This is a genomic window from Bacillus sp. FDAARGOS_235 (assembly GCF_002073415.2).
Taxonomy (GTDB): Bacteria; Bacillota; Bacilli; order Bacillales; family Bacillaceae_G; genus Bacillus_A; species Bacillus_A toyonensis.
The window spans coordinates 3,852,374-3,877,225 of record NZ_CP020437.2; the positions used below are offsets into that span (position 1 = coordinate 3,852,374).

The window sequence follows — 24,852 nt, forward strand, 5'->3', positions numbered from 1 at the left end:
GGAAAGGCATGCCTAAATCCACTTTTAAATGGGTTATTGGTGCTACGGTAAGTGCTGTTTTATTAACAGGGTGCGGCTTCATAAATCAGGAGAAAGCGACCGAACAAATTGACCCACCAAAAAAAGTTACGTATACAGATGGTGAAAAGAAAGGGACGGCTAAAAATAAACAAGGGCAAACGATAAATAGAGAAATATACTTAGTTGATAAAAATGGATATGTTGTACCGCAAACAATCGCAATGCCTACTCCGAAAGCGAATGAAGTAATACAGCAAACGCTAGAATACCTTGTGAAAGATGGGCCGGTAACTGATTTATTACCGAATGGGTTCCGTGCAGTCATTCCAGCAAATACATCGATGACTCTAGATTTAAAAAAAGATGGGACAGCAGTAATTGATTTCTCTAAAGAAATGAAAAACTATGCAAAAGAAGAAGAGCGTCAAATTGTTGAGTCAGTAGCGTGGACTTTGACTCAATTTAAAGAAATAAAACAAGTGCAGTTTCAGATAAATGGTGAAAAGTTAGCGAAGATGCCTGTCGCGGGTACACCGCTTGGAGAAGGGGTGAGTCGTGCGAATGGTATTAACTTTGATGATGAACAAGTGGCAGATGTAACAAATACAAAACCAGTTACGCTTTACTTTATGGCGCAAAATAATGATAAGCAGCAATATTATGTACCGGTAACACGCCGCGTTGTAGAGGGAAAAGAAAATGATTATGCAACCATTATAGATGAACTTGTAAAAGGACCGATTCATCAATCGCTCCTGAATGATTTTAACCCAGGAGTTAAGCTTATTACGAATCCGAAATTGCAAGACGGAAATCTTACATTAAACTTTAATGAAAATATATTTGTAAACCCAGATAAAAATATGGTTTCAAATTACGTATTGAAGTCGTTAGTTTTATCTTTGACAGAAAAGAAAGGCGTAAAAAGTGTTTCTATTGAGGTAAATGGTAAAGCAAATCTTATAGATGAAAAGGGCGGAAAGTTAATAAAACCTGTAGATCGTCCAGAAAACGTGAATACAGGTAGTTTTTAATCGTGGATAATTTGATATACTTAAGTAAGAAAGGGGAATTGCTTTTTGGGTTCCCCTTCTTTTATTGTATACATATCATACATTTAAGTTTGGCTATACTAACAAGTAGTTATGAGGAGGTTATTTTTATGCGAGTAGATGGTAGAGAGAAAACAGAATTACGCCATATACATATTCATACGAATTATTTAAAACACCCAGAAGGATCAGTATTAATTGAAGTTGGGGATACAAAGGTAATTTGCTCAGCGACAATTGAAGAGCGTGTCCCACCGTTTATGCGCGGGGAAGGAAAGGGCTGGGTAACAGCTGAATACGCGATGATTCCGCGTGCAACAGAACAACGTACAATCAGGGAGTCAAGTAAAGGGAAAGTAACTGGACGTACAATGGAAATCCAGCGTTTAATTGGACGAGCATTACGTGCGGTAGTTGACTTAGAAGCACTTGGCGAGAGAACAGTTTGGATTGACTGTGATGTTATTCAAGCAGATGGTGGAACGAGAACAGCTTCTATTACAGGTGCATATGTAGCGATGGTATTAGCGTTTGAGAAGTTATTACAAGCAGAAAAAGTATCTAAAATTCCAGTAAAAGATTATTTAGCAGCAACGTCAGTGGGAATTGTGGAAGAGCAAGGTGTTGTTTTAGATTTAAACTATGCAGAAGATTCTAAAGCGGACGTTGATATGAACGTGATTATGACTGGAAAAGGTCAGTTTGTCGAAGTGCAAGGAACTGGAGAAGAAGCGACGTTTAGCAGAACACAGTTAAATGAACTACTTGATGCTGCGGAACAAGGCATTTTCCAACTAATTGACATGCAAAAAGAAGCGTTAGGTGACATCGTATCTCATATAGAGTAGAGGTGGAAAATATGAAACAAGTTGTTGTTGCGACAAAAAATATGGGGAAAGTGCGTGAGTTTGCTGAGTTATTTGAGCGCTTTGATTTAGAAGTGAAATCATTACACGATTTTCCTCATATTGAAGAAGTCGAAGAAACTGGTGAAACGTTTGAAGAAAATGCAATCTTAAAAGCAGATAGTTTGAGTAGACAGTTGGATTCTATCGTAATTGCGGATGATTCAGGTCTGATCGTAGATGCTTTAAACGGAAAACCAGGCGTGTATTCAGCTCGGTTTGCAGGAGAGCCGAAAGACGATCAAGCGAACATGGATAAAGTGTTACAAGAATTAAATGGAATTGACTTTGAAAAACGTAAAGCGCGTTTCTACTGTGCATTAGCAGTTGCATTCCCAGAAGCGGATAAAGAACCGGTCATTGTGAATGGAACGTGTGAAGGGTACATTTTAGAACAGCGCCGCGGGGAAAACGGCTTTGGATATGATCCAATCTTTTATGTAGAAGAATATAAAAAAGCGATGGCAGAACTAAGTTCAGATGAGAAAAATGCCATTAGTCACCGCGGACGTGCTCTTCGTAAGTTAGAAGAAAAAATTCCGGAATGGTTTTTAGGAGAATGAGGGAGAGAGATTGATGAAAGCTTTAATCGTAAGCGATAGTCATAGCTCTGTGAAGGAATTACAGCAGTTAAAAGAGAAATATGAAGGGAAAGTAGATGTCATGATTCATTGTGGTGATTCGGAGTTAACGCCTGCTCATGAAGAACTGCAAGGTTTCCATGTTGTAAAAGGAAATTGTGATTATGCTAACTTTCAAGATGAAATTGTAACTGACGTAGATGGCATTCGCTTCTTAGTTGTGCATGGACATCGTCATAACGTGAAAATGACTTTACAAACGTTAGCGTACTATGCAGAAGAAGTGGGGGCACAAGTTGCATGCTTCGGACATTCTCACGTATTAGGTGCGGAATTTATTGATGGAGTTTTATTTATCAATCCAGGAAGTATTTTATTACCACGTCAGCGTGTAGAAAAGACATTTGCCTTATTAGAAATGAATGAAAAACATATAGATGTTCGCTTTGAAACATTAGACGGACAACTAGTTGAACAAGCAGTTTTTAAAAGAGGATAAGAAAAATTATCCTCTTTTAAAAAAGGTGTTGACTTTATGTATGGATATACATATAATAAATATTGTCGATAGGGCAACAGCGCTAACGAAGAAAAATAAAATAACATATGCGGGTGTAGTTTAGTGGTAAAACAAGAGCCTTCCAAGCTCTGGTCGAGAGTTCGATTCTCTTCACCCGCTCCATGTCCCAGTAGCTCAGCCGGATAGAGCATACGCCTTCTAAGCGTACGGTCGGGAGTTCGAATCTCTCCTGGGACGCTAAGAAAACCTTGTTATCTTTTGATAACAAGGTTTTTTGTTTGTCTAAAAATTGATGTATGTGCAAGGGGTGTAAAAAATATAACGTAACATATAATAATTATTATATACAACAGATTAAAGTGCATTAAGAAAAGAGCGCCATTTATGCGCTCTATTTCTCTTGTTTAATTTAAAGAATCAATAGGCTTATGATGGAACTTAAATCCATATCTATATTATCCCAATTGTTCACTTAGAGTGTTATAAAACTTTTTATCATTCTAGTACGATTGAGCACCCGTTATCGAAACTTATCCCCGACAGTGTGTTACAATTAATAGAAGCGGAAAACGAGAATCTCCAATTGACTGGACGTGTGATTGGTTGGACAGTTTAAGAAGGTTGTATAAAAAAGGGAGATGGCGCAAAGATGGCGAGAGCAAAAGAGAATGATTTAACGGAGAAATTGGCAGAAGGTCAACGGAAATATGGTGACGGCAACTTTACAATACAGAACATCGGTGATGAAACTAACCCGAATTGGACTGTCGTAAAAAATGTGAGGAAGGGATCGGCAGGCATTCGCGAAGAGGAAGATATATTAAGACTGCGATCAAAATATATAAAATAGTACGGAAATGAGCGGGCCGAGAGTTCGAACCTCTCCTGGGACGCTAAAAAAACCTTGTTATCTTTTGATAACAAGGTTTTTTGTTTAGTTATTAATAAACTTCTCAAAGACAAAACCATAATCTTTCACATTATATTGTTTTTTCGTATCAACGAGCCAGTTAAAGGCGATTTCATTCATCTCTTTAAATTGCTCTGCTAAATTTACTTGCGCATTTGAGATACGGCTAAAAGCGTTAGATGCCATATCTAGACTTTTATGTGCATACTGCAATGTAATATCGTTGTCGTATGAAATTTCTTCTATTTTAAGTAAAGCCTTATATAAATCTTTTAATTCTTCAATGTGTTTTTTATGAACATCAATTGAATAATGCTCATCTCCCATTTGAAACTTAATTTCTACATCTAAATCAATCGTTCCGGCAGTTTCAAGTGCTACGTTTTTAATTTGATATTTACTATAGCTAAAGCGGCGTAGTGTACGTTTTTTACTTGTTGCGCTTGTGCCATCTAGGTGGATTAATCCTTTGTTTGTGAAACAATATTCATCTGATTTTGATTTAATTAGAAAATAAATTTTCTCTCCATCTTCATGCATCACGTAATCATCAGCATCAACCTTATCGTAATCTTTCGGTGTAATGACAGACCCTACATCGCTTAGTCCTAATACATCTGCAGCCATTTTTTTAAACATATATAATCCCCCTTTTAAATTCTTAATTATACAAAAATATATTAACATGATTTTAACAAAATGTTTTCTTGTAAGGCGAAAATATTTGAAGGTAAGTTAAGAAAAATAACGAATATTATTTCGATCCTAAATTATTTAATAAATCCATTAGTTTGAGAGTTGATTCTCCGAAAAATTATCAAGAGAAAAAGTTAATGTTGCAAGTGATTATAGAGAAATTCCATGAAAGCACCTCAAGCGATAGGAGGTGTTTTTCTAACCCTTTTGAAATCTTACAATTCTGTAAGGTAACTGTAAGGTAGTTCGATGGTAAGAATTTGCTAATCTTTTATAATGAAGGTAACAACGATAAAACGAGGAGGAAGAAATGATGAAGGGATTAGTTGTAACAGGCTTAACAGTTGCTTTTGGATTTGTAGCGTATGAGAAATTAACGTATGTAGTTGATGTTGTAAAACATTTAATCGCTTAGTAAAAAAACTACCATGAGAGGGAAAGGGAATGAGTGAATGAATGGAATGGTTATTTGGAATTATAGGTACTTGTAGTGTAGTGTTATTGTTCTTTGTCCCGAGTGGTATACTTAGTTCGACAACGAGTTTGTTTTTCTTAAGTTTGTTTGCTTGCACGATGCTTATTATTATGTTTTTAATGAAGCGAAGTAAGCCAATCTTCTATTTTAGCATGATTGTTATGGCAATTATTGTTCTCCAAATTATTACCCTTGTAATATACCCCACAATTATAAAAGCTTTCCATTAATGATGAATCCTCTGCGTCTGTTGCTGAGGATTTTTATTTGTATAATTTTGATTTTTTAATAAAGATTTAGCTGTATTGAAATATAAAAATAGAATATTTTTATATTTCAAACAAAAGGTTTTAGATTGTTGTGTTCTTATTACGCATTTGATATATTTACTTTGAAGATCATTAAAATCTAGAAAAAGAGGCGGACGTATGGATAAAAAAGAAAATACGGTCGTATTGTTTCCGCAACTATCAGAACGCTATATTGATGAAGGCTTTTTAGCGCTGAAAGAGCGGGAATTCGAAGATGCATTGCGCTGCTTTGAAATATTACGTCAGTATAATGCAGAAACGGAACAAACGGAATTAGCTTCCGTTATTTGTTTGCTGGAATTAAAACGTATGGAAGAAGCGAAAGACAAATGTGAACAGTTGCTTGAAACAGGAGCTGTCTTATTTGGTGATATTCTTGAAACGTATGTGACGATTTTAGTTCAAACAAATGATTATGAAGGCGTTATTGAAACTGTTGAAAAAGTTTTGCGAACAAAAGATATAATGCCTGAGCAAAAGGAAAAATTAGCGCAACTCGCTTTATTTGCAGAAGGTATGCTAAATGAAGAAGACACGTCGCTAATTGATTCAAATTTCGAATTGGATGAATTTACTAAGGAGATTTTTGGAGAAAACTTTGGGCAAAAGCTGAGAGCGATTCAACAGATTTCGTTAAAAGACTTGGATCTCGCATTACCTGTTTTAAAGAAATTTTTAATAGACGAAAAGCAACATCCTTATTTGAAAACTTCTATTTTGTATAAAATGATAGAAAATCAAGTAGAAGAAGAGATAGAAGTAGAAAAGTTTGGAAATAGGGTTAAAGTGATTCCAGCATTTACAGGTCATAATGAGGAGCAATCCGATAACATTATACATACATTATCAAGCCGATTGGAGCAAAATTATCCCGATATATTTAGTGCGATGGTTGTATATTGGAAAGAATTACAAATTAGCGTTTTCCCATTTGCACTATTAATGGATAAAGTAGAGATTTGGGCTGCTGTTTTAGAGAGAATTGGAAGAAAACGTTTCGGATTGGCTATTGATGAAGAAGAACTTATGACAGCATATAATATTGAATTAGAAGAGTTTCATATTGCCTATCAATGGTTATTGCGTGTTGAAAGAGAAGGATATTTGCCCGTATAATTATGAAAAAGAATCGTTCAGTTCTTGAAACGAGCATATTCTATGTTATAATGTAAGGGTTGCAAAAGGCAGAAATCTGCCTGTTTGTAAGAGAAGAGAAGTGTAATTCTCTTACTTAATATGTTTCATATTAGTCTCGAACAAAATATACCGTAGTTGTCTTTTAGACAACTAGTAGATTGGAACATTATATCTGAAAGCATTTGCTAGAGGATTATTTGTACATTTATTATTTCGAAAGAGAGATAATGAATATTTTGATCTATAAAGGTATGTGCATACATTATTATAGTTGGAGGGAAAGAATAAATGGCTGCAAAATGGGAAAAATTAGAAGGTAACGTAGGCGTTTTAACAATTGAAGTTGATGCTAAAGAAGTAAACAACTCTATCGACGCTGCGTTCAAAAAAGTAGTAAAAACAATCAACGTACCAGGTTTCCGTAAAGGAAAAATGCCTCGTCCGTTATTCGAACAACGCTTTGGTATCGAATCTTTATACCAAGATGCTTTAGATATCATCTTACCAAAAGCATACGGTGAAGCAATCGATGAAGCTGGTATCTTCCCAGTTGCTCATCCTGAAATCGATATTGAGAAGTTCGAAAAAAATGCTAACCTTATCTTCACTGCAAAAGTTACAGTGAAACCTGAAGTTAAATTAGGTGAGTACAAAGGTTTAGCAGTAGAAAAAGTTGAAACAACTGTAACTGACGAAGATGTAGAGAATGAAGTAAAAGCTTTACAAGAGCGTCAAGCTGAACTAGTTGTTAAAGAAGAAGGAACTATTGAAAATGGTGATACAGCTGTAATCGACTTCGAAGGTTTCGTTGATGGCGAAGCATTTGAAGGCGGAAAAGGCGAAAACTATTCTCTTGCAATCGGTTCTGGTACTTTCATCCCAGGTTTCGAAGAGCAAGTAATTGGTCTTAAATCTGGTGAGTCTAAAGACGTTGAAGTATCATTCCCAGAAGAGTACCATGCTGCTGAATTAGCTGGCAAACCAGCAACATTCAAAGTAACAATTCACGAAATCAAAACAAAAGAACTTCCTGAGTTAAACGACGAGTTCGCTAAAGAGGCTGACGAAGAAGTTGCAACTCTTGATGAATTAAAAACAAAACTTCGTACAAACTTAGAAGAAGGCAAAAAGCACGAAGCTGAGCACAAAGTACGTGACGAAGTAGTAGAATTAGCTGCTGCTAACGCTGAAATCGATATTCCAGAAGCTATGATCGACACTGAGTTAGATCGTATGGTTCGTGAATTCGAGCAACGTTTAAGCCAACAAGGTATGAACCTTGAGCTTTACTACCAATTCACAGGTACTGATGCTGACAAATTAAAAGAGCAAATGAAAGAGGATGCACAAAAACGTGTAAGAATCAATCTTGTTCTTGAAGCTATCATTGAAGCTGAAAACATCGAAGTTACTGAAGAAGAAGTAACTGCAGAAGTTGAAAAAATGGCTGAAATGTACGGTATGCCAGTAGACGCTATCAAGCAAGCTCTTGGAAGCGCAGACGCTTTATCTGAAGATCTTAAAGTGCGTAAAGCTGTAGACTTCTTAGTAGAAAACGCTGCATAATAAAATAACAAGGCGCGATTTTAATCGTGCCTTGTTTTATAAATATAGAAATATATTTATAAAACTTTTCGATGAAGAAGGAAAAGTTCCTTTATAAGTCGAATATACATATTTCAAAAGTTTTAAAAACTTTTTATTTGTACATAACTAGTCATATTATTTGTATTTCTCGCTACGTAGTGACATAATATGTATTTACATACGATACATTTATCGTGTACATACGAAGGCAAGAGGTTAGCACTTTGTAAGGGGTGTGAAAATATGTTTAAATTTAATGATGAAAAAGGGCAATTAAAATGTTCTTTCTGTGGTAAAACACAAACGCAAGTTCGAAAGTTAGTTGCAGGTCCAGGTGTTTACATTTGTGACGAGTGTATCGAGCTTTGTACTGAAATTGTACAAGAGGAGCTTGCGAAGGACGAAGAAGTAGAATTCAAAGATGTACCGAAACCGGTAGAAATTCGTGAAATCTTAGATGAGTATGTCATCGGACAAGATAACGCGAAAAAAGCACTAGCGGTAGCGGTATATAACCATTACAAACGTATTAATTCTAACAGCAAAATTGATGATGTAGAATTAGCGAAGAGTAATATTTCACTTATTGGGCCAACAGGTAGTGGTAAAACATTATTGGCACAAACATTAGCGCGTATTTTAAATGTTCCATTTGCAATCGCGGACGCAACATCTTTAACAGAAGCTGGATACGTTGGGGAAGATGTAGAAAACATTTTACTAAAACTAATTCAAGCGGCTGATTATGATGTAGAAAAAGCAGAAAAAGGAATTATTTATATTGATGAGATTGATAAAGTGGCACGTAAGTCCGAAAATCCATCAATTACACGTGATGTATCTGGTGAAGGTGTACAGCAGGCACTTCTGAAAATTTTAGAAGGTACTGTAGCAAGCGTTCCACCTCAAGGTGGTCGTAAGCATCCGCATCAAGAATTCATTCAAATTGATACAACGAATATCCTATTCATTTGTGGTGGAGCGTTTGATGGCATTGAGCCAATTATTAAACGTCGCCTTGGTGAAAAAGTAATTGGATTTGGTTCAGAGAAGAAAAATGCTGATGTAAATGAAAAGCATGTTCTATCTCACGTATTACCAGAGGACCTTTTAAGATTTGGTTTAATTCCAGAGTTTATCGGTCGTCTTCCAGTTATTGCGAACCTAGAGCCACTTGATGAAGATGCTCTTGTTGATATTTTAACGAAACCGAAAAATGCACTTGTTAAGCAATTCCAAAAACTGTTGGAGCTTGACGATGTTGAGTTAGAGTTTGAAGAAGGCGCACTGATTGAGATTGCGAAAAAAGCAATTGAACGTAAAACAGGTGCTCGTGGACTTCGTTCTATTATTGAAGGCTTAATGCTTGATGTAATGTTTGAACTTCCATCTCGCAAAGATATCGAGAAGTGTATTCTTACGAAAGAAACAGTAGCTGATAATGAGCCACCGAAATTGGTGCTACAAGACGGTACTGTACTTGATACAAAAACATCTGCATAATGCGAAAGAGAAACAGCAATTTTTATAATTGCTGTTTTTCTTTATGTTTAGCTACGTTCTTCCGCGGAAATACTAAATGATAAAACATTGCGGGAGGAAATAAATGATGAGCTGGACAAATATATTTTTACTTGTTCAACTTGTTTTTGGTGTAATTGTCGGATTATATTTTTGGCACTTACTTCGAAATCAGCGAACACAAAAAGTTTCAATTGATCGAGAATCAAAAAAAGAATTAGAACAGCTTCGTAAAATGCGTGAGATTTCTCTAACAGAGCCGCTTGCGGAAAAGGTGCGCCCTACATCCTTTTTAGATATTGTAGGGCAAGAAGACGGGATTAAGTCGTTAAAAGCGGCTCTTTGTGGTCCGAATCCGCAACATGTAATCATATATGGCCCGCCAGGTGTCGGAAAGACAGCGGCAGCGCGTCTTGTATTAGAAGAGGCGAAACGAAATCCGAAATCTCCATTTCGTACGAATGCAACATTTATCGAACTTGATGCGACGACAGCTCGGTTTGATGAACGTGGTATTGCAGATCCTTTAATTGGCTCGGTTCATGATCCGATTTATCAAGGTGCTGGTGCGATGGGGCAAGCAGGTATTCCACAACCGAAAAAAGGCGCAGTAACAGATGCACATGGTGGTATTTTGTTTATTGATGAAATTGGTGAACTACATCCGATTCAAATGAACAAAATGTTAAAGGTGTTAGAAGATCGAAAAGTATTTTTAGAAAGTGCGTACTATAGTGAAGAGAATACGATGATTCCAACGTATATACATGATATTTTTCAAAAAGGTTTACCAGCAGATTTCCGCTTAGTTGGAGCGACAACACGTTCACCAGAGGAAATTCCACCTGCTATTCGGTCTCGTTGCTTAGAGGTATTTTTCCGTGAGCTAGATACAGAAGAAATTCAAAAAGTAGCGAAGAATGCAGCCGACAAAGTGGAAATGCAAATCGGTGAGAACGGTATTGAAATGATTGGTATGTATGCAAGGAATGGACGAGAAGCAATTAATCTCGTGCAAATCTCTGCTGGTATGGCGATAAATGAAGAACGTTCTTTCATTAAAGATGAAGATATAGAGTGGGTTGTTCATTCTAGTCAGCTTGCACCGAAATATGAAAAACGTATTTACCCTATTCCGAGGATCGGTCTTGTAAACGGACTTGCTGTATACGGACCGAATACAGGAGCGTTATTAGAAATAGAAGTAACAGCAATCACGGCGAAAGATAAAGGGTCGGTAAATGTTACCGGTATTGTAGAAGAGGAAAGTATTGGTAGCCAAACGAAATCAATTCGTCGTAAAAGTATGGCGAAAGGTTCTGTAGATAATGTATTAACAGTACTTCGTTCTTTAGATGTGTTGCCAGAAGGGTACGATATACATATTAATTTTCCAGGTGGTATCCCGATCGATGGTCCTTCTGCAGGGATTGCTATGGCAACGGGTGTTTACTCAGCCGTGCATCGTACATATGTGAATAATGAAGTGGCGATGACAGGTGAAATAAGTATACATGGAGAAGTGAAGCCTATTGGTGGTGTATACGCAAAAATAAAGGCTGCGAAAAAAGCAGGAGCTAAGAAAGTCATTATTCCTGCTGAAAACATGCAACCGTTTTTGTACACAATAAAGGGAATTGAAATCATTCCTGTTCGTAAGTTAAAAGAAGTATTTGAGCTAACATTTATGCAGGAAAATATGCATCGAGAGCTTGATGTACATACTACTGTAGACGAAACAGATGCACAATCCATGTGAGAATGAATGATAATAAAATTTGCCAGGCTTCGTTTAAGTTTGTATGCTTAAGCGGAGTCTTTTTTTCTTTTCATAAGGGAGAAAAAACAAGGGATTTACAATTGCTCAGAATCTCTGCAATTGCATCTAGATGTATTGTAATATAAAATAGTTGAACAGGAGTTTAATTTATTATGGAGGTGCTATGTCTAGTATGAATACGAATGAAAGAATCGTACCCCTCCTACCATTAAGAGGCGTTCTCGTATATCCAACGATGGTTCTGCATCTTGATGTAGGACGTGATAAATCGATACAGGCACTAGAGCAGGCGGCAATGGATGAAAATATCATCTTTTTAGCGATGCAAAAAGAAATGAATATCGATGATCCGAAAGAAGATGACATATATAGTGTAGGTACAGTGGCGAAAGTGAAGCAAATGTTAAAATTGCCGAACGGTACGCTTCGTGTCCTTGTAGAAGGTTTACATAGAGCAGAAGTAGTAGAGTTTATCGAGGAAGAAAATGTAGTACAAGTTTCTATTAAAACGGTAACTGAAGAAGTGGAAGGTGATTTAGAAGAGAAAGCTCTTATGCGTACGTTACTGGAGCATTTCGAACAATATATTAAAGTTTCGAAAAAAGTATCAAATGAAACATTTGCAACGGTAGCTGATGTAGAAGAACCAGGAAGACTAGCTGATTTAATTGCTTCTCACTTGCCAATTAAAACGAAACAGAAACAAGAAATTTTAGAGATTGTATCTGTGAAAGAACGATTACATACACTTATTTCAATTATTCAAGATGAACAAGAGTTACTTAGTTTAGAAAAGAAAATTGGACAAAAAGTGAAACGTTCAATGGAACGCACGCAAAAAGAATATTTCTTACGTGAGCAAATGAAGGCGATTCAAACTGAACTTGGCGATAAAGAAGGTAAGGGTGGGGAAGTTGAAGAACTTCGTGAGAAAATTGAACAGTCAGGAATGCCTGAAGAAACAACGAAGGCTGCACTGAAAGAATTAGATCGTTATGAAAAGCTACCAGCAAGTTCTGCGGAGAGCGGTGTTATTCGCAATTATATTGATTGGTTATTAGCACTTCCGTGGACAGAAGCGACAGAGGATATGATTGATCTTGTTCATTCTGAAGAGATTTTAAACAAAGATCATTACGGTCTTGAAAAAGTAAAAGAGCGAGTGCTTGAATATTTAGCTGTACAAAAATTGACGAACTCATTAAAAGGACCTATCCTTTGTTTAGTAGGCCCTCCAGGGGTCGGGAAAACTTCGTTAGCTCGTTCAATTGCGACATCATTAAATCGTAATTTTGTCCGTGTATCCCTTGGTGGTGTGCGTGATGAATCTGAAATTCGTGGTCACCGTCGTACATACGTTGGAGCAATGCCGGGACGCATTATTCAAGGTATGAAAAAGGCGAAAACAGTTAATCCAGTCTTCTTATTAGATGAGATTGATAAAATGTCTAACGATTTCCGTGGCGATCCATCAGCAGCATTACTTGAAGTGTTAGATCCAGAACAAAATCATAACTTCAGTGATCATTACATTGAAGAACCATATGATCTATCGAAAGTTATGTTTGTAGCAACCGCTAATACACTTTCAAGTATTCCGGGTCCATTACTTGACCGTATGGAAATTATTTCGATTGCTGGGTATACAGAACTGGAAAAGGTGCACATTGCTCGAGAGCATTTATTGCCGAAACAATTAAAAGAGCATGGCTTACGAAAAGGTAATTTACAAGTACGTGATGAAGCGCTTCTTGAAATTATTCGTTATTATACACGTGAGGCTGGTGTTCGTACGCTAGAGCGCCAAATTGCAAAAGTTTGTCGTAAAGCAGCGAAAATTATCGTTACAGCGGAACGTAAACGTATTGTTGTGACAGAGAAAAATATTGTAGATTTACTTGGTAAACACATATTCCGTTATGGGCAAGCAGAGAAAACAGACCAAGTCGGAATGGCAACCGGGTTAGCTTATACAGCAGCGGGCGGCGATACACTTGCAATTGAAGTGTCCGTAGCGCCAGGTAAAGGGAAATTAATTTTAACAGGGAAACTTGGGGATGTTATGAAAGAATCAGCACAAGCTGCGTTTAGCTATATTCGTTCTCGTGCCGAAGAGCTTCATATTGATCCAAATTTCCATGAGAAAAATGATATTCATATTCACGTTCCAGAAGGAGCAGTTCCAAAAGATGGACCGTCAGCAGGTATTACGATGGCAACGGCACTTATTTCTGCACTAACAGGTATTCCTGTAAGTAAAGAAGTTGGTATGACAGGTGAAATTACACTTCGTGGCCGTGTATTACCAATTGGTGGATTGAAAGAAAAAACATTAAGTGCTCATCGCGCAGGCTTAACAAAAATTATTTTGCCAGCAGAGAACGAGAAAGATTTAGATGATATTCCAGAAAGCGTAAAAGAAAATCTTACGTTTGTGCTTGCATCTCATTTAGACGAAGTATTGGAGCACGCATTAGTAGGAGTGAAACAATGAAAGTAACAAAAGCAGATATTGTAATTAGTGCTGTTAAACCAGAACAATATCCAGACAGTGATTTACCAGAAATTGCATTAGCAGGTCGTTCAAATGTCGGGAAGTCTTCCTTCATTAATAAAATTTTAAATCGTAAAAAGTTAGTACGTATTTCTTCTAAACCAGGAAAAACGCAAACGCTGAACTTTTTCTTAATCAATGAAATGATGCATTTTGTTGACGTTCCAGGTTATGGATATGCGAAAGTATCTAAAACGGAACGTGCAGCATGGGGCAAGATGATTGAAACGTACTTTACAACACGTGAGCAATTAGATGCAGCTGTATTAGTAGTAGATTTACGTCACCAACCAACAAACGATGATGTGATGATGTATGATTTCTTAAAGCATTATGAAATTCCAACAATTATTATTGCGACGAAAGCCGATAAAATTCCGAAAGGGAAATGGCAAAAGCATTTAAAAGTTGTAAAAGAAACGCTTGCTGTTGAAATTGGCGATGAAATCGTTCTATTCTCTTCTGAAACAGGACTTGGAAAAGAAGAAGCGTGGAAGGCAATTCATAAAATGACAAAAACAAAAAACGCGTGACGAGTGTCGCGCGTTTTTTGTTTGTATAAATTTTTAGCGTACGTTTAATGTTACTTCAATATTCCCTCGTGTTGCTTTAGAGTACGGACATACACCGTGAGCGGCTTCTACAAGTTCTTGTGCTTCGGCATGAGAAACGCCAGCGACATGTACGTCAAGTACAGCAGATAGTCCGAAACCACCATCTGTATCTTTTCCGATAGAAACGTGAGCAGTTACTTCTGTACTTTCCACTTTCACTCGTTTTGTACGAATGACAAGTTGCAATGCACTATCAAAACAAGCGGCATAACCAGCGGCAAATAGTTGCTCAGGGTTTGTTGCTTCCCCGCCAGCACCACCTAATGCTTTCGGCATTTTTACATCAAGATTTAATATGCCATCATCTGAAACTACTTTCCCGTTTCTTCCACCTGTTGCTGTTACTGAAGCAGTATATAATTTATCCATGTTTATTCCCCTTTTCTATCATTTATTGTTTTCATTGTTTCAATTAGTTTATTTAATTGGGTTAATAAAGAACGATACTCTTGCTCTGTAATTCCTAAATTTGTAGCCATCGTTTTCGGTAATGAACAAGCCTTTTCTTTTAAATCTTTACCTTGTTCTGTTAATTCAATACAAACTTTTCGCTCATCTTCTTTTGAACGAACACGTTTTACAAGGTTTAATGATTCCATCCGTTTTAGCATAGGTGTTAACGTGCCGGAATCTAGAAATAGACGTTCTCCAATTTCTTTTACTGTTAGTCCGTCTTGTTCCCATAGTACAAGTAAAGTAATGTACTGAGGGTACGTAATACCCATTTCGTCTAAATACGGTCGATAAAAACGTGTAACCTCTCTAGAACAGGCGTAAATAGAAAAACAAAGTTGGTTATCTAGATGCAAAGAATCTTCTATCATGAATAACTCCTTTCTTTTTAAATTGTGCACAATTTAATTTTGTAAAACCAATATAACGAAAAATAAATACAATGTCAAATACATTGTATTGAGAAAGTGTGTGCTATATTTTGGAACAATCATACATATTTTCCTTCATGATGAAAGAAGATAGGAAAGATGATGTTATAATTTATATGGAATAGTTTCCATCACTTGATTATGAGGACTTTTTTTGGTAACGTACAAATAGAGTTATTAATTTATAATCATTATAAAGTAGGGAGCTTTTTATTAGTTTTACTGAATCTCCTTTATTACATACGGAGAATATATAAAAAATAATCGGTTGTTCACACGATTGTCAGATTCATAAGAGGAAAGTTGTATTATGATAGTAGATAAAGTGATAAAACGGGTGAAGGGGGACATGCTGCGTGCATATTCTTGTTGTTAGTGTAAATTATCGAACAGCCCCTGTAGAATTTCGTGAGAAACTCACATTTCAGGCAGCAGAGCTAGAACAAGCAATGACTACATTACAAAGTCAAAAGAGCGTGTTAGAAAATGTCATTGTATCAACTTGTAATCGCACTGAGATTTATGCTGTTGTCGATCAATTACACACGGGACGGTATTATATTAAGAAGTTTTTAGCTGATTGGTTTCAGCTTGAAATAGAAGAAGTCGCACCATATTTAACTATTTTTGAACAAGATGGTGCAATAGATCATTTATTCCGCGTAACGTGCGGTTTAGATTCTATGGTAGTTGGAGAAACGCAGATTTTAGGTCAAATAAAAGATAGCTTTTTAGAAGCGCAACAAGTAAAAGCGACAGGTACAATTTTTAATGAATTGTTTAAGCAAGTCATTACGTTAGCAAAACGTGCTCACTCAGAAACAACAATTGGTGAGAGTGCAATGTCTGTTAGTTATGCTGCTGTTGAACTTGGAAAGAAAATATTTGGTGAGTTAACAGATTGTCATGTACTTATTCTTGGTGCTGGTAAAATGGGAGAACTTGCATTACAAAATTTATACGGAAGCGGTGCTCGTAAAGTAACCGTTATGAATAGAACGCTTTCAAAAGCGGAAGTAATGGCTGAGAAATATATGGGACATGCAAAATCTTTAAGTGAATTACAATGTGCATTATTAGAAGCGGACATTTTAATTAGTTCCACTGGTGCATCAGAGTATGTCATTACGAAAGAGATGATGACAAAGGTAGAGAAAATGCGCTCTGGTCGTCCTTTATTTATGGTTGATATTGCAGTGCCACGTGATATTGATCCAGCAATTGATGAGTTAGAAGGCTCTTTCTTATATGACATTGATGATCTGCAAGGAGTAGTGGAAGCAAATCGTGCTGAGCGTTTGAAAGAAGCAGAGAAAATTCAATTTATGATTGAAGAGGAAATTGTTCTATTTAAAACGTGGTTAAGTACACTTGGTGTTGTTCCGTTAATAGCAGCTCTTCGTGATAAGGCACTTGTAATTCAAAGCGAAACGATGGAAAGTCTTGAACGAAAAATACCAAATCTTAGTGATCGTGAGAAAAAAGTAATTAGTAAGCATACGAAAAGTATTATTAACCAATTATTAAAAGACCCAATTTTAGTAGCAAAAGAAATAGCTGCTGAAGAGGGGGCGGGCGAAAAATTAGCGTTATTTGCAAAGATTTTTGATTTAGAAACGGAAGAAGTAGAGAGTCGTGCGGAAGAAGTAGAACATAAAAGAGTGTGGACACCATCCGTTCCATCTTTATAATTTGGAAGGATGATCGGATGAGTTTTTTAAATAACAGTATTATTTATCATATTGCAATTATTTTATATGCTTGTAGCATTAGTTTATATTTTATAGATTATTTCCAAAGTAACCGAAAGGCGAACCGATTTGCTTTTTGGTTACTTTCGATTGTATGGGTATTGCAGTCTATTTTTATGTTGCTTAGGGCGACAGATTCAGAAACGAATCCCATTTTAACTTTATTATCAGGGATTTATTTTTATGTTTGGTTATTGATTACGATGTCGTTAGTCATAAATCGATTTATGCGCGTTGACTTTTTAGTCTTCTTTACAAATGTTGTAGCATTTGGCGTAAGCGCCTTTTCTATTTTTACACCGCTCGGAAAGATGTCGCCAGTACTTGCAGAGCAATTAGTTTCAGAACTTGTATACGTGCATGTTGGAATGGCGATTATTTCTTATGCAACGTTTACGGTATCGTTTATTTTTTCTATTATGTATTTACTGCAATATCGCCTATTAAAAAAGAAAAAGTGGAATGCGAGATTAAGAAGGTTAGGGAATTTGCCGAAGCTTGAATCTACGTCTTACGGGTTAAATTTATTTTCTGTTCCATTTTTCTTACTAGCAATTTTATTAGGATGCATATGGGGATATACAAAATTGGACAATTTTCATTGGTATGATACGAAAGTAATCGGTTCGTTTGTCGTTCTATTTGTATATTGTACGGGCTTGTATTTACGAGCGGCAGATGTGTTGCAAGGGAAGAAAATTGTACTGTGGAATGTAGGGGCCTTTCTCGTAATGCTAGTTAACATTTTTCTATTAAGTAGTTTATCTAATTTCCACTTTTGGTATTTATAATGAGGAGAGAGAATTATGCGCAAAATTATTGTAGGTTCACGAAAGAGTAAGCTAGCATTGACGCAAACAAACTGGTTTATTGATCAGTTAAAAGCACTTGGTTTACCATATGAATTTGAAGTGAAAGAAATTGTCACTAAAGGTGATGTGATTTTAGATGTTACTCTTTCAAAAGTAGGCGGAAAAGGTTTGTTCGTTAAAGAAATTGAACATGCGTTACTTATGAAAGAAATCGATATGGCTGTACATAGTATGAAAGATATGCCAGCCGTACTTCCAGAAGGATTAATGATTGGCTGTACACCAAAGCGTGTTGACCCTCGTGATGCTTTTATTTCTAAAAGCGGAGAATCATTTAAAGATTTAGCAGAAGGTGCGATTTTAGGAACGAGTAGTTTAAGACGTAGTGCACAGTTATTAGCTGCGAGACCAGATTTACAAGTGAAATGGATTCGCGGAAATATCGATACACGTTTACGTAAATTAAAAGAAGAAGATTATGATGCAATTATTTTAGCGACAGCTGGATTACAAAGAATGGGCTGGGATGATGAAGTGATTACAGAACATTTAGATGAAACGTTATGTGTACCAGCTGTAGGACAAGGTGCATTAGCGATTGAATGTCGTAAGGACGATAACGATTTATTACAGTTGTTATCGCATATGAATGATGCTGTAACAGAGAGAACAGTGGCAGCGGAGCGAGTATTTCTTCATAAACTTGAAGGTGGATGTCAAGTTCCGATCGCTGGATATGCAACTCTTACAAAGGATGATGCAATCGAATTAACAGCTCTTGTCGGTTCTATGGACGGCTCTGTTTTATTAAAAGAGACAGTGGTAGGCGTTGAACCAAAGGAAGTAGGGCTAGAGGCTGCGGACCGTTTAATTAAACAAGGCGCAAAAGAACTCATTCTTGCTGCAAATAAGGGACAACAATAAATATGAATGCTCTTGCTGGCAAAACAGTATTGATTACACGTGCCCAGCATCAAGCGAAACAAATGAGTGTAGCAGTGAAAGAACGGAGCGGAATTCCATTGGAAATTCCGCTTTTGCGTATGGAAGGCACATCTCATAGGCGAATTCACCATACAGCAAGGCAGCTACATTCGTATGACTGGGTTATTTTTACGAGTAAAAATGGTGTAACTTTTTTTCTAGATGGTTTAGAAAAGAAACTACCATTAACTATTAAAATCGCTGCGGTAGGCGTGAAAACAAAATTAGAGTTAGAAAAAAGGGGCTATCAAGTTCATTTTGTTCCAACCTCATTTGTTGCAGAAGTGTTTGCCGAAGAGTTTCTAAAAGAATTAAGTGGAAACGAGCGTATTTTATTTCCGAAAGGGAATTTAGCGAGAGATGTAATTCCAGTTAAACTTCGGGGAATTGGTGTTTCTCTAGATGAGCTAATCGTATACGGTACGAAAGTAAATGTAGAGAAAAAACAAGAACTTATAACAGCATTGAAAGTAAGGAAAGTAAATGTTATTACATTTACGAGTCCTTCAACTGTTGATAGTTTTGTTCGTTTACTGGAGGGCACAAACTGGAGAGAATGGACAAAAAAATGTACAATTGCTTGTATAGGGCCTATTACGGAAAAAGAAGCGAACCTTTATTTTCCGCATGTTATTGTGCCGAAAGAGTACACTGTAGAAGCATTACTACAATGCATTTGTGAATCTATAAAGTGAAACTTTAATTAGTGGGAGGTTCATTCCCCACTAATTATTAGCCCTCACCAATTGGGCGTTTATGGGCAGTTGATTTCCCATCTAACTTCTTTGCTCTAGCCGAATTTTGAGATGGGAGTCTTACTGCCCGTTAACGCGGGACAAAATAAAAGAATGGGGATAGAAATTTATGAACTCTTTACAATTTAATCGTCATCGTCGCTTAAGACAAAGCGGGGGCATGCGTGCGCTTGTGCGTGAAACGTTTTTACATACGGAAGATTTTATTTACCCTATTTTTGTATTAGAAGGAGAGAATGTTCGTAATGAAGTTCCTTCTATGCCGGGCGTATATCAAATCTCTTTAGATTTATTGCAAGCTGAAATGCAAGAGGTTGTTGATTTAGGTATTCGTTCTGTTATTGTATTTGGTTTACCTGCTGAAAAGGATGAAGTTGGATCATCAGCATATTGTGATCATGGAATTGTACAGCGTGCCATTAAGCAAATTAAAGGTGAGTTCCCTGAGTTAGTAGTAGTTGCAGATACATGTTTATGTCAATTCACAAGCCATGGTCATTGCGGTGTAATTGAAGATGGTATTATTTTAAATGACGAGTCTCTTGCAGTACTTGCGAAAACAGCTGTAAGCCAAGCGAAAGCAGGAGCGGACATTATTGCGCCATCAAACATGATGGACGGATTCGTAACAGCAATTCGCCATGCGTTAGATGAGAATGGTTTTGGACACGTACCAGTTATGTCGTACGCTGTGAAATATTCATCAGCATTTTATGGACCGTTCCGTGATGCTGCACACGGCGCGCCGCAATTTGGTGACCGTAAAACATATCAAATGGACCCAGCGAACCGTATGGAGGCATTCCGTGAAGCAGAATCAGATGTAATGGAAGGTGCTGATTTCTTAATTGTAAAGCCAGCTCTTTCTTACTTAGATATCATTCGTGATGTGAAAAATAACTTTAATTTACCAATCGTTGCTTACAACGTAAGTGGTGAATATTCAATGATTAAAGCGGCAGCGCAAAATGGTTGGATTAATGAAAAAGAAGTTGTGCTTGAAAAATTAATTAGCATGAAACGTGCAGGAGCAGACTTAATTATTACGTATCATGCGAAAGATGCAGCAAAGTGGTTACAAGAAGGAGGCGCTAAATAATGAAAAAGTTTGATAAATCGATTGCGGCGTTTGAAGAGGCGCAAGACTTAATGCCTGGTGGCGTAAATAGCCCTGTTCGTGCCTTTAAATCTGTTGGTATGAATCCATTGTTTATGGAGCGTGGAAAAGGCTCTAAAGTATATGATATTGATGGAAATGAATACATCGATTACGTATTATCATGGGGTCCTTTAATTCATGGTCATGCAAATGATCGTGTTGTTGAAGCGTTAAAATCTGTTGCTGAAAGAGGTACAAGCTTCGGTGCGCCGACAGAAATCGAAAATAAATTAGCGAAACTTGTTATTGAGCGTGTACCATCGATTGAAATTGTCCGCATGGTTAACTCTGGAACAGAAGCGACAATGAGTGCACTACGTTTAGCTCGTGGTTATACAGGCCGTAACAAAATTTTAAAATTTATTGGTTGTTACCACGGTCATGGTGATTCATTATTAATTAAAGCTGGTTCTGGTGTGGCGACTCTAGGTTTACCAGATAGCCCTGGCGTACCAGAAGGTGTAGCGAAAAATACGATTACAGTAGCTTATAATGATTTAGAAAGTGTGAAGTACGCTTTTGAACGATTCGGTGATGATATTGCTTGTGTAATTGTAGAACCAGTAGCAGGGAATATGGGGGTTGTTCCTCCGCAACCAGGATTTTTAGAAGGGCTTCGTGAAGTAACAGAACAAAACGGTGCACTGCTTATTTTTGATGAAGTAATGACAGGATTCCGTGTTGCTTATAACTGCGGACAAGGTTACTACGGTGTAACACCTGATTTAACTTGTTTAGGTAAAGTAATCGGTGGTGGCTTACCAGTAGGGGCGTACGGTGGTAAAGCAGAAATTATGCGTCAAGTTGCGCCGAGCGGACCGATTTATCAAGCTGGTACTTTATCAGGTAACCCACTTGCAATGGCAGCAGGTTATGAAACGTTAGTACAATTAACGCCAGAATCATATGTAGAGTTTGAGCGTAAAGCAGAAATGTTAGAAGCGGGACTACGTAAAGCGGCTGAAAAACATGGTATTCCTCATCATATTAACCGTGCAGGCTCTATGATTGGTATTTTCTTTACAGATGAGCCGGTTATTAATTACGATACAGCGAAATCTTCAAACTTAGAATTCTTCGCGGCTTACTATCGTGAAATGGTAGAACAAGGTGTATTCTTGCCACCATCTCAATTTGAAGGTTTGTTCTTATCGACAGCACATAGTGATGCAGATATTGAAGCGACGATTGCAGCGGCTGAAATTGCAATGTCAAAGTTACAAGCATAATATATTAGAGAAAATCGCTCTCCATAAGGGGAGCGATTTTTTTTATTCATAAAGTGGGCTTTACATACATAAATCTGTAATGACATATAGTTTGGGAGGGGGAAAAGAAGTGACAACAGATCATTCGTTACGATTTTCATTAAAAGAATCTGTTTGGTTCCAAAAAGGACAGGAAGTCGAAGAACTTTTGTCAATTTCGTTAGATCCAGACGTTGAGATAGAAGAGCTTGATCATGAAGTTATCGTGAGAGGGCAGTTAGATTTAACGGGGGAGTATGTTGCAAGGCAAGATGATTCGGCCTATTCATTAAGAGAACTATCGCCAGCAAAGTCAATTGATTATGTAGAAACAAGGGAAGATGGGGTGAATGAACTTGTTCATTCCTTTCCACTTGAAATATCAATTCCAAGAAATCGAGTGAAAGTAATTGAAGAATTATATGTATCAATCGAAGAATTTGATTATGAATTGAAGGAAAATGGTTGCTTACAATTATTAGCGGATATATCTATTACAGGTTTATGTGATGAGGAAAGAATCGAGGATGAAGAGGAAGAAACGGCGTATGCTGAGTTAGAAAATGATTCAGCTGAAGAGGATGAAAATAGACCCGCGCCGCATGTAGCGGAACCAACCTATAAAGAATCGGATGAATGGGAAGATTACGCATTTGAACCGTTCCAGCTAGAAGAAAGAAAAGGGCAAGAAGAAGCGGAAGAGGAATTGGCAGAACATGAATTTGCGGAGCGTGAAGAGGAGCAAGAAACGACGCTGCAATTTGAATTGTTTGGACGAAAAGATTATCAAAAAGAAAAGGCGAAAAAGCAGGAAGAGCAAGAAGAAGCATACTCACAGCGAGATGAAAATGCGCTTTATTTAACACAATTATTTACGAAAGAACCGGAAGAAGAATTTACGAAGTTAAGAATGTATTTCGTGCAAGAAGGGGATACAATTGAATCTGTTGCAGAACGTTATGACACGTCTGTACAAAACTTATACCGTGTTAATCAAACAGAAGATATATATTTAACTACGGGACAAATTATTTATATTCCCGTTTCAAAAGCAAAGGCGAAATAAGGGGGTGAGTGCTTTCACTCCCCTATTGTCCTAGAGGCTATGTTTTGAATAGAAAGGGTTATTCGTATGGATATTGAATTACGAAATCGCTATGAACCCATTGTAAGGCAATATAGATTGGATACGCAGCATATGGAAGAGCACGGAAGTGTAACGAAAATTTACACGAATCAAGGTCCATATGCGCTAAAGAAAATAGAAGATAGAAAGTTAGAGCGGAATAACTTTCTACATCATATTCAATATTTGAAGGAGAAAGGTTTTTCAAATTATGTACCTATATACCATGCGACGGATGGGAATTATATTTTAAGTGACGGGACTTATAATTATTATTTAATGCCTTGGTTAGAACGTGCGGAAGGAAACGGCGAGGATAATGATCAATACCATAAAATGTTTCAAACACTTGGAACGTTGCACCAAAAAACGGTGAAAGAAGAAACATATACAGAAGAAGATTTAGAAAAACATTACACAAGTATATCCGATCGTTGGGAAAATGATGGTGAGATGTTAGAAGAGTTTCTTGTAGAATCTGAAGCGAAGTGGTATATGTCTCCGTTTGAATTACAATATTGTACGTACTATCATCATGTAATGAGGGCGCGTGAATTTGCAACGAAGCAATTAAATGAGTGGAACGATGCGATGAAAGAAAAAGATAAAACACGCATTACTTTTGTGCATGGTAACGTGTCACTTAATCATTTTTTATTTGACTATGAACGGAATGGCTATTTTATTAGTTTAGAAAAATCGAAGTTTGCAACGCCTGTGCAAGATATTGTAGGGTTTTATTCGCGGTCTTTAAACACATATCCAATTGCGCGAAGTGATCGTTTTGAATGGTATCAAATGTACCAAAAAAACTTCCCGTTTACGAAAGAAGAGCAACTGCTTATGTATGCTTACATGACCTATCCATCGCAATTTATTCGGCAAATTGAGTCTTATAAAAAAAGAAGGCAGAGTCGCAATAAGGAAAATGAGATTCGCGGAGTAAAGAGCTTGCAACAATCACATTGGCTCGTTAGCAATGTAGAATATTTCCTGTCACAATTACAAGCTGCCCAGCAAGGGAACGGATAAAGTGAAACTTTAATCAGTGGCGGGGGTATTACCGCCCGTAAATAGAGGGGTAAAAAAGATAAGTGGAGGATGCTACTTATCTTTTTTATATTCGCCCGGAAAGTGATAGTCTTAAATTTATCTTGACGAATAAGGTTTCGTTTTTTACACTATTGTATATAATAATTAACAATCATATAAATGCCTTGAAGGGGAAGAGTATAACATGAAACGTCTTCAGAGAGGAGAATCATTAGCTGGGAGATTCTCTAGATAGTTATGTTAGAAGGTAGCCCTGGAGCATCTTTTCTGAACGGAATAGTTCTCATTAGGAAAAGACGGATTTGTCCGTTATCAAATTAAGAGTATAAGCAAATTCTGAATTTGTTTGTAAATAAAGGTGGTACCGCGATGTCCCTCGTCCTTTTTTGGATGAGGGGCATTTTTTATTTTAAGGAG

General features: G+C 37.0%; 23 protein-coding genes, 2 tRNA genes, 1 pseudogene and 1 other annotated feature. Of the genes and pseudogenes, 23 read left to right on the top strand and 3 right to left on the bottom strand.

Going from position 1 to position 24,852, the window contains the following annotated elements:
- The first annotated feature begins 8 nt into the window (after positions 1-8).
- The 7 genes from A6J74_RS22045 (at position 9) to A6J74_RS22080 (ending at position 3,929) form a co-directional block, all read left to right on the top strand.
- Positions 9-1,055 carry a GerMN domain-containing protein gene (locus tag A6J74_RS22045; RefSeq protein WP_001126732.1) on the top strand — a complete coding sequence of 349 codons (1,047 nt, stop codon included), beginning with the start codon at positions 9-11 and terminating at the stop codon, positions 1,053-1,055.
- Between the two features lie 128 nt (positions 1,056-1,183).
- Positions 1,184-1,921, top strand: a complete 738-nt coding sequence (gene rph / locus A6J74_RS22050) for a ribonuclease PH (RefSeq protein ID WP_001261767.1) — start codon at positions 1,184-1,186, stop codon at positions 1,919-1,921.
- An 11-nt stretch (positions 1,922-1,932) separates the two neighbouring features.
- Positions 1,933-2,541: an XTP/dITP diphosphatase gene (locus tag A6J74_RS22055; RefSeq protein WP_000815932.1), complete on the top strand. Its 609-nt coding sequence runs from the start codon at positions 1,933-1,935 to the stop codon at positions 2,539-2,541.
- A 13-nt stretch (positions 2,542-2,554) separates the two neighbouring features.
- Positions 2,555-3,058 carry a metallophosphoesterase gene (locus A6J74_RS22060; RefSeq protein ID WP_000645514.1) on the top strand — a complete coding sequence of 168 codons (504 nt, stop codon included), beginning with the start codon at positions 2,555-2,557 and terminating at the stop codon, positions 3,056-3,058.
- A 109-nt stretch (positions 3,059-3,167) separates the two neighbouring features.
- Positions 3,168-3,241: transfer RNA gene (locus A6J74_RS22070), tRNA-Gly, on the top strand.
- Between the two features lies 1 nt (position 3,242).
- Positions 3,243-3,316, top strand: a tRNA-Arg gene (locus A6J74_RS22075).
- Between the two features lie 412 nt (positions 3,317-3,728).
- Positions 3,729-3,929, top strand: coding sequence for a hypothetical protein (locus tag A6J74_RS22080; RefSeq protein ID WP_000090056.1), 201 nt, complete (start codon positions 3,729-3,731; stop codon positions 3,927-3,929).
- 84 nt (positions 3,930-4,013) lie between these two features.
- Here the strand turns inward: A6J74_RS22080 and A6J74_RS22085 are convergent, their stop codons facing one another.
- Positions 4,014-4,628, bottom strand: coding sequence for a PH domain-containing protein (locus A6J74_RS22085; protein ID WP_000473869.1), 615 nt, complete (start codon positions 4,626-4,628; stop codon positions 4,014-4,016).
- A gap of 113 nt (positions 4,629-4,741) precedes the next feature.
- On the opposite strand from A6J74_RS22085, the pseudogene A6J74_RS30805 reads away from it, so the two are divergent.
- From A6J74_RS30805 to ysxC, 8 genes and pseudogenes are all read left to right on the top strand, one after another.
- Positions 4,742-4,854, top strand: a pseudogene (locus A6J74_RS30805) (group I intron-associated PD-(D/E)XK endonuclease); the annotation flags it as partial.
- Between the two features lie 287 nt (positions 4,855-5,141).
- Complete coding sequence (locus A6J74_RS22090; RefSeq protein WP_001983650.1) at positions 5,142-5,390, top strand: hypothetical protein; 249 nt, start codon at positions 5,142-5,144, stop codon at positions 5,388-5,390.
- A 198-nt stretch (positions 5,391-5,588) separates the two neighbouring features.
- The gene (locus A6J74_RS22095) at positions 5,589-6,587 is read left to right on the top strand and encodes a hypothetical protein (RefSeq protein WP_000358251.1); all 999 of its coding nucleotides are present in this window, start codon (positions 5,589-5,591) and stop codon (positions 6,585-6,587) included.
- A gap of 309 nt (positions 6,588-6,896) precedes the next feature.
- Positions 6,897-8,174 carry a trigger factor gene (gene tig / locus A6J74_RS22100; protein WP_000729257.1) on the top strand — a complete coding sequence of 426 codons (1,278 nt, stop codon included), beginning with the start codon at positions 6,897-6,899 and terminating at the stop codon, positions 8,172-8,174.
- A 264-nt stretch (positions 8,175-8,438) separates the two neighbouring features.
- Positions 8,439-9,698, top strand: coding sequence for an ATP-dependent protease ATP-binding subunit ClpX (clpX, locus tag A6J74_RS22105; protein WP_000472286.1), 1,260 nt, complete (start codon positions 8,439-8,441; stop codon positions 9,696-9,698).
- Between the two features lie 106 nt (positions 9,699-9,804).
- Complete coding sequence (gene lonB, locus A6J74_RS22110) at positions 9,805-11,475, top strand: ATP-dependent protease LonB (RefSeq protein WP_033657339.1); 1,671 nt, start codon at positions 9,805-9,807, stop codon at positions 11,473-11,475.
- 184 nt (positions 11,476-11,659) lie between these two features.
- The gene (gene lon, locus A6J74_RS22115; RefSeq protein ID WP_000097316.1) at positions 11,660-13,990 is read left to right on the top strand and encodes an endopeptidase La; all 2,331 of its coding nucleotides are present in this window, start codon (positions 11,660-11,662) and stop codon (positions 13,988-13,990) included.
- The gene (gene ysxC / locus A6J74_RS22120; protein WP_000869123.1) at positions 13,987-14,583 is read left to right on the top strand and encodes a ribosome biogenesis GTP-binding protein YsxC; all 597 of its coding nucleotides are present in this window, start codon (positions 13,987-13,989) and stop codon (positions 14,581-14,583) included. Before lon ends, ysxC begins: the two co-directional genes overlap by 4 nt.
- Positions 14,584-14,616: 33 nt before the next feature.
- On the opposite strand, the gene A6J74_RS22125 is transcribed toward ysxC, so the two are convergent.
- Both A6J74_RS22125 and A6J74_RS22130 read right to left on the bottom strand, forming a co-directional pair.
- The gene (locus A6J74_RS22125; protein WP_000359777.1) at positions 14,617-15,033 is read right to left on the bottom strand and encodes an organic hydroperoxide resistance protein; all 417 of its coding nucleotides are present in this window, start codon (positions 15,031-15,033) and stop codon (positions 14,617-14,619) included.
- Between the two features lie 2 nt (positions 15,034-15,035).
- Positions 15,036-15,488, bottom strand: a complete 453-nt coding sequence (locus A6J74_RS22130; protein WP_000568750.1) for a MarR family winged helix-turn-helix transcriptional regulator — start codon at positions 15,486-15,488, stop codon at positions 15,036-15,038.
- A gap of 416 nt (positions 15,489-15,904) precedes the next feature.
- On the opposite strand from A6J74_RS22130, the gene hemA reads away from it, so the two are divergent.
- From hemA to ysxE, 8 genes are all read left to right on the top strand, one after another.
- Positions 15,905-17,239 (top strand): glutamyl-tRNA reductase, encoded by a 1,335-nt coding sequence (hemA, locus tag A6J74_RS22135; RefSeq protein WP_000547854.1) that lies wholly within the window; start codon positions 15,905-15,907, stop codon positions 17,237-17,239.
- 17 nt (positions 17,240-17,256) lie between these two features.
- Positions 17,257-18,090, top strand: coding sequence for a cytochrome c biogenesis protein (locus A6J74_RS22140; RefSeq protein ID WP_000009003.1), 834 nt, complete (start codon positions 17,257-17,259; stop codon positions 18,088-18,090).
- Positions 18,091-18,105: 15 nt separating this feature from the next.
- On the top strand, positions 18,106-19,035 hold the full coding sequence (hemC, locus tag A6J74_RS22145) for a hydroxymethylbilane synthase (protein ID WP_001226392.1): 930 nt from the start codon (positions 18,106-18,108) through the stop codon (positions 19,033-19,035).
- 2 nt (positions 19,036-19,037) lie between these two features.
- Entirely contained in the window at positions 19,038-19,790 is a 753-nt protein-coding gene (gene hemD / locus A6J74_RS22150) for a uroporphyrinogen-III synthase (protein WP_000992364.1), read from the top strand.
- 169 nt (positions 19,791-19,959) lie between these two features.
- Positions 19,960-20,949: a porphobilinogen synthase gene (gene hemB, locus A6J74_RS22155; protein ID WP_001087055.1), complete on the top strand. Its 990-nt coding sequence runs from the start codon at positions 19,960-19,962 to the stop codon at positions 20,947-20,949.
- Positions 20,949-22,238 (top strand): glutamate-1-semialdehyde 2,1-aminomutase, encoded by a 1,290-nt coding sequence (hemL, locus tag A6J74_RS22160; RefSeq protein ID WP_000712951.1) that lies wholly within the window; start codon positions 20,949-20,951, stop codon positions 22,236-22,238. Before hemB ends, hemL begins: the two co-directional genes overlap by 1 nt.
- Positions 22,239-22,317: 79 nt before the next feature.
- Positions 22,318-23,322, top strand: coding sequence for a stage VI sporulation protein D (gene spoVID, locus A6J74_RS22165; protein WP_002049088.1), 1,005 nt, complete (start codon positions 22,318-22,320; stop codon positions 23,320-23,322).
- A 66-nt stretch (positions 23,323-23,388) separates the two neighbouring features.
- Positions 23,389-24,414, top strand: a complete 1,026-nt coding sequence (gene ysxE, locus A6J74_RS22170; RefSeq protein WP_000350668.1) for a spore coat protein YsxE — start codon at positions 23,389-23,391, stop codon at positions 24,412-24,414.
- A 176-nt stretch (positions 24,415-24,590) separates the two neighbouring features.
- Positions 24,591-24,822, top strand: a binding site (T-box leader).
- The last annotated feature ends 30 nt before the right edge of the window (positions 24,823-24,852 follow it).